This window comes from Paenisporosarcina sp. TG-14 (assembly GCF_000297555.1).
GTDB classification, from domain to species: domain Bacteria; phylum Bacillota; class Bacilli; order Bacillales_A; family Planococcaceae; genus Paenisporosarcina; species Paenisporosarcina antarctica.
On sequence record NZ_AMGD01000118.1, the window covers coordinates 1 to 1695 of the forward strand.

General features: G+C 34.0%; 3 protein-coding genes. 2 read left to right on the top strand and 1 reads right to left on the bottom strand.

Annotated elements, in window-relative coordinates; translation table 11 throughout:
• Positions 1 to 188, top strand: a 188-nt coding sequence (locus tag C406_RS21175) for a hypothetical protein (RefSeq protein ID WP_237740602.1), incomplete at its 5' end; no start/stop codon positions are given.
• Between the two features lie 107 nt (positions 189 to 295).
• On the opposite strand, the gene C406_RS0118985 is transcribed toward C406_RS21175, so the two are convergent.
• A complete protein-coding gene (locus tag C406_RS0118985) occupies positions 296 to 1204 on the bottom strand; it encodes a DMT family transporter (RefSeq protein WP_017382216.1) in 909 nt (302 codons plus the stop codon).
• Positions 1205 to 1347: 143 nt separating this feature from the next.
• Between C406_RS0118985 and C406_RS0118990 the strand changes: the two genes are divergently transcribed.
• A partial coding sequence (locus C406_RS0118990) for an MgtC/SapB family protein (RefSeq protein ID WP_017382217.1) occupies positions 1348 to 1695 on the top strand: 348 nt, incomplete at its 3' end.

A 1695-nucleotide genomic window follows, 5' to 3' on the forward strand; every position in this document is an offset into this window, starting at 1 on the left:
GTCGGCGTAAGAAAACGTTTTTTGCTTCCAGCACCGAAGTGCTTTCTGCTATTTTAGTTGACGTTTTGCTGTTCAGTTTTCAAGGTTCATTATTGTGTCGCTTGTTTTGGCGACTTTTATATCTTAACAAATTCTCATTGTCATGTCAACAAAAAGTTTTGCTTTTTTATTTACCGCGTTGCACTTAAATTAGCAACTTGATTAGTATACCTTCATTCGAAATCAAAGTCAATAACTATTTCAAAATATTTTATATTGCTTCGGAAGGACAAGTATTAATATACACCCTCTCGGATTATAAATCAAGAGGTTTTTTACGAAAGAATGTATTTAATCTCTTAATATCTATTACAAACAACAGTATTCCTACAATTACAATTAGACCACCTATAACTTGAGTTGAGATTAAGTATTCATTAAACACATAGAAAGCTAAGATCGCTGCTCCAATCGGTTCAAATAAAATTGCAATTGAAATAACATTTGTTGAGACATACTTTAAGGACCAATTAAATAATGTATGACCTAAAAGGTTAGGGACGATAGCTAATAATAAAAACCATAACCAATCATTCGCTGCATATGGTCCAAACGACTCGCCTTTAAAGACAACATAAAAGAATAGTGTGATTGTGCTTACCCCATAAACCACAAATGTGTATGTAACGAGTGAAAGTCTCTTTCGTACATCTTGCCCAAACAATAAATAAGCCGTTACTAGAGCACAAGCAATAAGCGCTAACATATTTCCATACAAAGCTGTCCCACTAATTTGGAAGTCTCCCCAACTAATTAAAAAAGCTCCTGATATAGCAATAAGTCCAGAAAGAATGGTTTTTACAGATATTCGCTCTTTAAAGAAGAAGTAAGTTCCTGCGAATGCAAACAATGGTTGTAATGTAACTAACACCGTTGAACTTGCTACTGATGTGTAATTTAAAGATTCGAACCATAAGATAAAATGAGAAGCTAAAAAAATACCAGCAACAAAAGAAAATACCCAATCTCTTTTCGTTAACAGCTTTAGTTCTGCAGTATATTTCCAAAAAAAGAGGGGTGCCATGATTAATACGGAAAATAACATACGGTAAAATGCAATTACACCCGCATCCGCATTAGCCAGTTTCACGAAAATAGCCGATAAGGATACAGCAATTACACCAACTGCAATTGGGATATATGGATGGATGGTTGGTTTTCCCAAGGAATTTCACTTCTTTCTCTATCCATAATAATATTATTAAATTAAACTGATAAAAAATACGATATAATGAACCATTCATATTGTTTCACGTCTAAACAATCAGCGCAAGTTTGTTTTTATCAATTTGAAAAGAGGAGATTTAATTGATTGATTTAATATCTGGAGTATTTATCCATACCGAGATATTAATTAAATTAGGTTTAGCGGCATTATTAAGTTTAATAATTGGTGTTGAAAGGGAACTAAAAAAGAAACCAGTCGGATTAAAGACTAGTTTAGTAATTGCAACATTCAGCTGCCTTCTTACTTACATTTCTATAGAGACTGCCTATATTACTGAAGCAAGAAGTGGAGTTAATATCACGATGGACCCCTTACGCCTTGCAGCCCAAATAGTTAGTGGAATTGGTTTTCTGGGTGCAGGCGTCATATTGCGAAGAGGTAATGATAGTATTACAGGCTTAACTACCGCTGCTATGATTTGGGGTGCT